At 55.8% G+C, this 9358-nt stretch carries 6 protein-coding genes and 1 tRNA gene; 4 read left to right on the top strand and 3 right to left on the bottom strand.

The window, feature by feature from the left end:
* The first annotated feature begins 226 nt into the window (after positions 1-226).
* Positions 227-1204, top strand: coding sequence for an elongation factor P--(R)-beta-lysine ligase (gene epmA / locus L462_RS02845; protein WP_020882955.1), 978 nt, complete (start codon positions 227-229; stop codon positions 1202-1204).
* Positions 1205-1404: 200 nt separating this feature from the next.
* A complete protein-coding gene (gene yjeM / locus L462_RS02840; RefSeq protein WP_032679415.1) occupies positions 1405-2904 on the top strand; it encodes a glutamate/gamma-aminobutyrate family transporter YjeM in 1500 nt (499 codons plus the stop codon).
* A 39-nt stretch (positions 2905-2943) separates the two neighbouring features.
* Here the strand turns inward: yjeM and mscM are convergent, their stop codons facing one another.
* The 3 genes from mscM to rsgA all read right to left on the bottom strand — a co-directional run bounded on the left by mscM (position 2944) and on the right by rsgA (position 8405).
* Entirely contained in the window at positions 2944-6267 is a 3324-nt protein-coding gene (gene mscM / locus L462_RS02835) for a miniconductance mechanosensitive channel MscM (RefSeq protein ID WP_020882953.1), read from the bottom strand.
* A gap of 19 nt (positions 6268-6286) precedes the next feature.
* Positions 6287-7255, bottom strand: coding sequence for an archaetidylserine decarboxylase (asd, locus tag L462_RS02830; RefSeq protein WP_020882952.1), 969 nt, complete (start codon positions 7253-7255; stop codon positions 6287-6289).
* A 97-nt stretch (positions 7256-7352) separates the two neighbouring features.
* Positions 7353-8405 (bottom strand): small ribosomal subunit biogenesis GTPase RsgA, encoded by a 1053-nt coding sequence (gene rsgA, locus L462_RS02825; protein WP_020882951.1) that lies wholly within the window; start codon positions 8403-8405, stop codon positions 7353-7355.
* Between the two features lie 107 nt (positions 8406-8512).
* On the opposite strand from rsgA, the gene orn reads away from it, so the two are divergent.
* A complete protein-coding gene (orn, locus tag L462_RS02820) occupies positions 8513-9058 on the top strand; it encodes an oligoribonuclease (protein ID WP_025206260.1) in 546 nt (181 codons plus the stop codon).
* 215 nt (positions 9059-9273) lie between these two features.
* Positions 9274-9349, top strand: a tRNA-Gly gene (locus L462_RS02815).
* The last annotated feature ends 9 nt before the right edge of the window (positions 9350-9358 follow it).

Raw genomic sequence — 9358 nt, forward strand, 5'->3', positions numbered from 1 at the left:
TCCACTGCTCCTTTATGGGTAAAGCAGTATAACCGCGTGGATGTCAGGGAAATTTGACGTGTTCGATTTTTTTGCTGTTCTGTGCGGCGATTTATCGCGGTGAGTAATGAATTTCGTCGCGCAATTGTTCACCTAAATGAAATGCGCTTTTTTACTGCGCAAAATTTGTCTCCGTCCCTGGTAACGAGTAGACTTCGTGCCCTTGTCTGAAATCGGAGAAAAACTCATGAGCGAAACGGCCACCTGGCAGCCGAGCGCATCCATCCCCAACCTGCTAAAACGCGCTGCAATTATGGCGGAGATCCGCCGCTTCTTTGCCGACCGCGGCGTCCTTGAGGTGGAAACCCCGTGCATGAGTCAGGCAACGGTAACGGATATTCATCTGGTCCCGTTTGAAACCCGTTTTGTTGGTCCTGGCCACTCACAGGGCATGAATTTGTATCTGATGACCAGTCCGGAATACCACATGAAACGCCTGCTGGCGGCAGGGTGTGGCCCGGTCTATCAGCTGTGCCGCAGTTTCCGTAATGAAGAGATGGGGCGTCACCACAATCCGGAATTCACCATGCTGGAGTGGTACCGTCCGCATTATGATATGTACCGCCTGATGAACGAGGTGGACGATCTGCTGCAGCAGGTGCTGGAGTGCTCAGAAGCGGAAACGCTCTCTTATCAGCAGGTTTTCCAGCGTTACCTGGAAATTGATCCGCTCTCTGCGGATAAAGCGCAGCTGCGCGAAGTGGCGGCAAAACTGGATCTGAGCAACGTGGCAGATACCGAAGAAGACCGCGACACGCTGCTGCAACTGCTCTTCACCTTTGGCGTTGAACCGCAAATTGGCAAAGACCGGCCGACGTTTGTATATCACTTCCCGGCAAGCCAGGCTTCGCTGGCGCAGATCAGCACCGAAGATCACCGCGTGGCGGAGCGTTTTGAGGTCTATTACAAAGGTATCGAGCTGGCGAACGGCTTCCACGAACTGACCGACGCACGCGAACAGCAGCAGCGTTTTGAGCAGGATAACCGCAAGCGCGCGGCACGTGGTCTGCCGCAGCAGCCTATTGATACCCATCTGCTGGAAGCATTGAAGGCGGGCCTGCCGGACTGCTCCGGCGTGGCGCTGGGCGTTGATCGTCTGGTGATGCTGGCGCTGGGTGCAGAACAGCTGGGCGAAGTGATCGCGTTTACGGTCGATCGCGCATAACGCATCGCATTGCCGGGTAGCGCTGTCGCTTACCCGGCTCACCTCTGATGTCAATTAACCTTTCCATTTCCGCACGACAACATTAAAAACTGCCACATTCTCTGTACGCAGGTCTTTTTCTTAATTTGCCCCTAATAGCCGCAATATTAGTCTGGTCTTCTGCTACCATCCGCGCAGTTTAACTTCCTTTGGATGGCGCTATGTCCCAGTCACTTAAAAAGATGACCCTCACCGGGCTCATCCTGATGATTTTTACCTCCGTCTTTGGCTTTGCCAACAGCCCGTCGGCTTTCTATCTGATGGGCTACAGCGCAACGCCGTTCTACATCGTCTCGGCCCTGTTTTTTTTCATACCGTTTGCGCTGATGATGGCGGAAATGGGGGCGGCCTACCGCAAAGAAGAGGGCGGGATCTATTCCTGGATGAACAACAGCATCGGCCCGCGCTACGCGTTTATCGGCACGTTTATGTGGTTCTCCTCGTATGTGGTCTGGATGGTCAGTACGGCGGCCAAGGTCTGGGTACCGTTTTCGACGTTTGTTTTCGGCAGCGATCACACTCAGGTCTGGTCTTTGGCCGGTCTGAGCTCCACGCAGGTGGTCGGGATTCTGGCCGTCTGCTGGATGGTGGTTGTAACGCTGGTGGCGTCTAAGGGCATCAACAAAATTGCCCGCATTACCGCCGTGGGCGGGATCTCGGTGATGTGCCTGAATCTGGTGCTGCTGCTGGTCAGCATTGCCATTCTGTGCCTGAACGGCGGACATTTCGCTCAGGAGGTGAACTTCGTTTCCTCACCCAACCCGAGCTATCAGTCCGGGCTCGCTATGCTCTCCTTTGTGGTGTTTGCCATTTTTGCGTACGGCGGTATTGAGGCGGTGGGCGGCCTGGTCGACAAGACCGAGAACCCGGAAAAGAACTTTGCGAAAGGCATTATTTTTGCCGCGATAGTTATCTCCATTGGCTATTCGCTGGCAATTTTCCTCTGGGGCGTCAGCACCAACTGGCAGCAGGTACTCAGCAACAACACCACTAACCTGGGCAACATTACCTATGTGCTGATGAAAAGCCTGGGGATGACGCTGGGACAAGCGATGAATCTGACACCGGAAGCGGCGGCAGCGATGGGCGTCTGGTTTGCACGCATCACCGGCTTGTCCATGTTCCTTGCCTATACCGGCGCGTTTTTCACGCTGATTTACTCTCCGTTGAAAGCGATAATTCAGGGCACGCCAAAAGCGCTGTGGCCTGCACGCATGACGCAACTGAATACCGCAGGTATGCCCGCCAACGCCATGTGGATGCAGTGCCTGCTGGTCAGCGTGTTCATTTTGCTGGTGTCGTTTGGTGGGGATACCGCGTCAGCGTTTTATAACAAGCTGACCCTGATGGCGAACGTGTCGATGACGCTGCCTTATCTCTTTCTGAGCCTGGCCTTCCCGTTCTTTAAGGCGAAGGAGGATCTTGAGCGTCCGTTTGTGATTTTCAAAACGCGCGCCGCCACGCTGCTGGCAACCACGGTGGTGGTGCTGGTAGTGGCATTCGCCAACATCTTTACCGTTATTCAGCCGGTGATTGAGGCGAATGACTGGAGTAGCGCACTGTGGATGGTGGGCGGTCCAGTCTTCTTCTCGCTTCTGGCGATGGGGATTTATGAGAATTACCGCCGACGTTCTGTGGCGTTGCTGACGGAAGTGGCGTAGCGGTCAAACATTCCCCTCCCGGAAGGGAGGGGAGAAGGGTTACAGACTTCCTGCCGGGCGTGTGCGCGCCGCTGACGTTAACGTTCTTCCCGTTTTACGCCCGTCCAGGCTTTCCAGACGCATCTGGAACGGTGGGAACGGCATATCAATGCCGTGCTCACGGAACCCTGCCAGAATCAGCTGGTGGATCTCATGACGCAGTGGCATACGGTGTCCCATTTCGGCGGCGTAAATACGCAGTTCGAAAATCTGGATCCCCTGTTGTAAATCCACCAGGAACACTTCCGGCGCCGGGTTGTCGATTACAAATGAACAGCGCTCCGCGGCGGTGTACAGGATCTGAGTGACCTCTTCGCTGTTGGCATCCGACGGTGCAGGTACCGTCAGCACCACACGCGTGACGGAGTCTGAAAGCGACCAGTTGATAAACTGCTCGGTAATAAACGCCTTGTTCGGCACGATGATCTCTTTACGGTCCCAGTCGCTGATCGTGGTGGCGCGCGTGTTGATCCTGGTGATGCTGCCGGTCAAATCGCGGATCGTTACCGTATCGCCAATACGAATCGGTTTTTCGAACAGAATAATCAGGCCAGAGATAAAGTTGGCGAAGATCTCCTGTAAGCCAAACCCTAACCCCACACCAAGTGCCGCCACCAGCCACTGCAGTTTCGACCATTCAATACCAATCATTGAGAAGCCGACCAGCCCACCAAACAGCATGATCAGATATTTGGTGATGGTGGTAATTGCGTATCCCGTCCCCGGGGTTAAATCGAGATGCTGCAGCAGGGCCAGCTCCAGCAGTGCCGGGAAGTTACGCACCAGCTGGGTGGTGATGATCAACACCAGAATGGCTATTAACACCGCGCCTAAGGTAATCGGCTCCAGGCTCTCCACACCTTGTACCGTGGACGTTACGTCCCACAGAGAGATGTTTTCCAGGAAGCCAAACGCGGAGTGAATTTCCGACCACAGGAAGATCACCGACAGCAGGGCAATCAGCATCAGGATGGAGCGTACCAGTCGCAGGGATTGGGTACTGATGGCATCCAGATCCAGCTCGACTTCGTCAGCTTCCGTCGTGCCTTCTGTGCTGTTGACATGGTTTGGCTCTTCCTCGCCACGCGCACGCTGGGCGAGGATCTCCGCCCGCCGGTGCTTGGCACGGTCGAACGCCAGACGGCGGCGCTGGATCAGCATCCAGCGGCGAATCACGTGATACACCACCAGAAGCAGGAACCAGATCGCCACCGAAGTTTCAAGCCTCGCCAGCAGCGCCTTGGCGGTCGCCAGGTAACCCACCGTCGCTGCCAGCATGGCAATCAGCGGTGCGCTCAGCAGCAGGTTCCAGAGCAGCCGGTTGAACATGTTGTCGCCGTTACCGGATTTATCCAGATAGAGCGGGATACCGGCGCGTTTCAGGCTGAGCGTGACAATTGCCAGCGCCCCGCATATCAGCATAAAGCAGAGGCGGCCCAGCGACCCTGAGAATTCCCGGTCGTTAAGTTTATCGAACATGATCAGCGCCATAATCAGCGGCACAATCAGTCCGATGCTCATCAGGTAGTAACGCATGGCGCGTGCAACGCGATTACGCGGCCAGCCGAAGTGAGCGATGAACAAACCGTTGGGCCGCGCGAACGTGGCGCAAATCATTACCACCCACAGCAGTGGCACCGTGGCAGTGACGCCATCGCCAATGGCCACCGCGAGCGGGTAGGGCCAGGCTTCCCGCAGGCCATATCCAAGCGTCATCCACAGGACCGGTAGCGGTGAGGCGACGAGAATCGACCAGAAGACGGTGCGTAACGTCAGCCAGAAGTGATCCTGCGTAACTTTCCCCACCCGGGCGCTGGAGCGTTCCAGGAATCGGGTGAAATACCGGCGCGAGTAAATGCTGAAGCCCACCAGAATCAGTGCGGCCAGCAGCGGGAAAATGGTCTCTTTACTGGTGAGCATCATCACGCTGGCCTGGCCCAGCTGGCTGAAGGTATCCAGCGAAATAAGGCGGCGCAGATCCTGAACAATCTCAATCGGCCACGAGAAGGTCATCGGCCGCACGTCGGAGGTCCAGAAGAGATAACGGTGCGTTGCCTCATTCACCTCTTTCAGCGCATCTTCCAGTTGGCTATTAGAGACCTTGAGCTTGGTCAGTTCCAGAATCAGCGTATCCCCGCCCTGGAGCAGGGAGTTCAGTAGTTCACGCTGGGTACGCAACTGGGCTTCCAGAATGCGGTTCTGCTCGCTGGTCAGCGGCTGTCCGTCAGCCTGACGGATCTGGCGGATTTGCGGCTGTTTGTTGAGCAGATCCTCAAAGTGCAGTCGCTGCACGCGCAGCTGAGCCATTTCGGTATCCAGCTGCTGCGGTTTGGGCATTTCCGGCAGGCGTGAGACCTGCGCGCGTAACGCTTCACCCAGCAGGTTTGATGACCCCAGCCATTGGGACTGCTCACGCAGTGTGTTAAGCGCCTGGCGGACCTGCAGGGTTTGATTGGTAGCCTGGCGCTGTTGCGAGGCTACCAGATCCATACGCTGCGCCTGTTGGTTCAGCGCCGCAGAGAGCTCGCGGTTGACCTTAAACTGCTCAACGATGCCGCTGGGCAGGTTCGCGCTGTTTTCCGCCAGCAGTTCGGTGCTTTCAAGCGCACGCTCGGCTTCGCGCTGCCTCTGGCTGTTAAGCTGATTACGCAGGGCCTGCAGATATGCATCCAGCTGTTCGCTCTGCTTCTGCGCCAGCTCAGAGCGCATCCGCGACAGCTCCTGGCGGTTATTGGCGGACAGCTGCGCCAGCTCCAGTTCATCGACAAGGGCTTTGAGGCGAGCAGATTCGGCCTGCAGCCCCAGATTCTGCGCCTGCGCTTGCGGCGTGTTGCCGCTTTGCGTGCCAACGCGACGCTCAACTTCATTAAGCTGGCGGCGGGCATCGGTTTGCTGCTGGGGAAGCTGGCTGAGCGAGTCGGCAATTTCACGCGCCCGCTCTTGCTCCTGCTGAGCCAGACGGCTCTTTTCCAGAAGCTGGCTGCTGACCTGGAGGATCTCCTGATTCAGCGCATCAGAAGACATGTCCGCCGGTATATCGCGCGGTTCATCACGCAGATTACTGAGCTGCGAGCGCAGCGTTTGCGAGAGTTTGGGGAAGTTGTCGATAACCTGCTGATATTGCTGTGCACGCTCAAGGGAGCCTTTTTGCTCCGCGAGCGCGTTCAGGGCGGACTGGAGCGACTCAACGGTCTCTGGCTGAGCGGGTTTTGCCGCTTTTGCCTGCTCCAGTTCCTGGGTTATCTGTTTTGCGTCGGGGGCTGTCGCTGCGTACGCCCCCATGCTGAGGCACCAGGCCATCAGTAGAACGATAATCGGGCGCACGTCAGCGATCCTTCTGTTATTAGCCTTCGTCTTTTTTGTCGTCAACCAGCGGGCTGGCGTCGTGCTCGGCGTCGATCTCTTCTTGGGACAACGGTGCAGGTTCTGCCACCGGCGTTACGAAGGTTTCGGTAGAGACGGCCAGCGGCTGACCCAGTTTGGTGACCGACAGGCTTTCAAGCTGTTCGGCCAGCTTAACTTTACCCGGTGCAAACAGGTTGATAACGGTTGAGCCCAGCTTGAAGCGCCCCATCTCCTGACCTTTCAGCAGGGCGACAGAGCCTTCTTCTTCACCGGCAGGCCAGGTCCAGCGCTTGATCACGCCTTCACGTGGTGGGGTGATGGTGCCAGCCCAGACGGTTTCAATGCTGCCGACAATGGTCGCGCCCACCAGAATCTGCGCCATAGGGCCGAATTCAGTATCAAACAGGCAGATGACGCGTTCGTTACGGGCGAACAGGTTAGGTACGTTCTGCGCCGTGAGGTGGTTCACGGAGAACAGGTCGCCCGGAACGTAGATCATTTCACGCAGGATGCCGTTGCACGGCATGTGCACGCGGTGATAGTCGCGCGGTGAGAGATAGGTGGTCGCGAAGGTCCCGTTACGGAACAGATCCGCCATCAGGTAGTTACCTGCCAGCAACGCTTCCAGGCTGTAGTTATGGCCTTTCGCCTGCAGGATTTTGTCGTCTTCGATGTGACCCAGTTGGCTAATCACGCCGTCTGCAGGCATCACCAGCACGTTAGGGTCCGTATTCAGCGGGCGCACGTCGTCGCGCAGTGGGCGGACGAAAAACTCGTTGAAGGTGCGGTAGCTGGCGGTATCCGGCTTCTGCGCCTCTTTCATGTCGACCTTGTAATATTTTACGAAAAGGTCGATGACCAGTTTGGTCAGCCAGCCCGCTCGTTTGCTCGCGCCCCAGCCCGCCAGGCGAGTGAGCCACAGTTTCGGCAGAATGTATTGAAGCGAAAGTTTAAATGAGTTTAACAAGGTAGCCTCCAGGCCATTGTTTTGTCGTTCCTGATCCGGCCGCAAAGCGCCGGAACCTGAAAAAAGGGGACGATTTTAGCGATGCTTAGCTTAGTTGTCAGTTATCAGAATCAGAAAAGTTTTTACGCGTTTTTACCTGATCCATGCTCTCGAGAATGCGGTGGTAGTTTTCAAAGCGGGTCTCCGCTATTTCGCCTTTCTCGACTGCTTCACGGATAGCGCAGCCCGGGTCATTGTCATGTTTACAGTCGCGGTATTTGCAAGCGCCTAAATAATCATGGAATTCGACAAATCCGTTGAAGATTTGTTCCGGCTCAAGGTGCCACAAACCGAATTCACGCACGCCCGGGGAGTCAATGACATCGCCGCCGTGCGGGAAGTGATACAGGCGTGACGCGGTTGTGGTGTGCTGGCCCAGGCCAGAAACATCAGACACATCGTTGGTCACGATCTCTTGCTGGAGGCCGAGAAGGTTGTTCAGCAGGCTTGATTTGCCCACACCGGACTGTCCCGCAAAGATGCTGATGCGATCGGTAAGCGCCTCTTCAAGCGGTTTCAGACCATCTTTGGTATAGCTGGAAACCATCAGAACGCGATACCCGATGTTACGGTAGATATCCATCTGCTCGTTGACGAAGTTCATACCGTCTTCATCGAGCAGATCGATTTTGTTAAGTACGATGATCGGTTCAACCTGCAGCGTTTCACAGGCGACAAGGTATCGGTCGATAATATTGAGCGAAAGTTCGGGCAAAATCGCCGAGACGATAACGATCTGGTTAATGTTAGCTGCGATAGGTTTAACCCCGTCGTAGAAATCGGGACGGGTCAGTACCGACGTACGCGCGTGGACCGCCTCAACGATGCCTTTTACCGTGACGCCTTCCGCCGCTTCTTTACCCGGGCGCCAGACCACGCGATCGCCGGTCACCAGAGAACGAATCGTCCGGCGGATGTTGCAGCGGTGAATCTCACCGTTGGCGGATTCCACGTCGGCGTGCATACCGAAACGGCTGATGACGATGCCTTCCATCGGTTCGCCAAACAGGTTGTCGTCGTAATCGACCTTCTCCGAAGTGGTTTTAAGACGGCGCTGGTGATTGGCATTCACACGGCGCTGCTGCCCTTTGGAGAGTTTATTTTTACTCAATCGCGCTGGCTCCTGGTCGCCCGTAAGGGGCAAAACCTCTATGATACACTCTAATTAATACTAGTTAACCTGCTACAGCCGGTTATGCGAGAAGGGTGGAAAATAACATGAGCGCGGATGAAAACAACCTGATTTGGATCGATCTTGAAATGACCGGGCTGGATCCCGAGCGCGATCGCATTATTGAGATTGCAACCCTGGTGACCGATGCCAACCTGAATATTCTGGCGGAAGGGCCGACTATCGCGGTTCATCAGTCCGACGACCAGCTTGCGTTAATGGATGAGTGGAACGTGCGCACCCACACGGGGAGCGGGCTGGTGGAGCGCGTTAAGGCGAGCACCATGGGCGATCGCGAGGCGGAGCTGGCAACGCTTGCGTTTCTGAAACAGTGGGTTCCGGCGGGCAAATCACCTATCTGCGGTAACAGCATCGGTCAGGATCGCCGTTTTCTGTTTAAGTACATGCCGGAGCTGGAGTCTTACTTCCATTACCGCTATCTGGATGTGAGCACCCTGAAAGAGCTGGCGCGTCGCTGGAAACCGGAAATCCTGGATGGCTTTAAAAAGCAGGGAACGCATCAGGCCATGGACGATATCCGTGAGTCCGTGGCCGAACTGGCGTATTATCGCGAGAACTTTATTAAGCTGTAATTCAGGCGGTTGCCGGGGGCGTTGCGCGTTACCCGGCCTACAGAACGCATGAATGGTGTAAAAACGTGCAAAGCGATGAATATTCCATCACTTGAACTGAATTTCACAAAAAACGCTTTTAGGGGGGTTGCAGCTAAACGGATTTCTCGTATAATGCGCCTCCCGTAACGACAGAGAAATACACGTTACGACAGCAACAAAAGCAGTGCAAATTTGCGGGAATAGCTCAGTTGGTAGAGCACGACCTTGCCAAGGTCGGGGTCGCGAGTTCGAGTCTCGTTTCCCGCTCCAAAATTTGAA

It is taken from the genome of Enterobacter sp. BIDMC 26 (assembly GCF_000534435.1).
Classification (GTDB): Bacteria; Pseudomonadota; Gammaproteobacteria; order Enterobacterales; family Enterobacteriaceae; genus Enterobacter; species Enterobacter ludwigii.

Excerpts from the sequence above, each read along its gene's own strand:
- yjeM (WP_032679415.1), top strand. The coding sequence starts at position 1,405 with ATGTCCCAGTCACTTAAAAAGATGACCCTCACCGGGCTCATCCTGATG.
- orn (WP_025206260.1), top strand. The coding sequence starts at position 8,513 with ATGAGCGCGGATGAAAACAACCTGATTTGGATCGATCTTGAAATGACC.
- epmA (WP_020882955.1), top strand. The coding sequence starts at position 227 with ATGAGCGAAACGGCCACCTGGCAGCCGAGCGCATCCATCCCCAACCTG.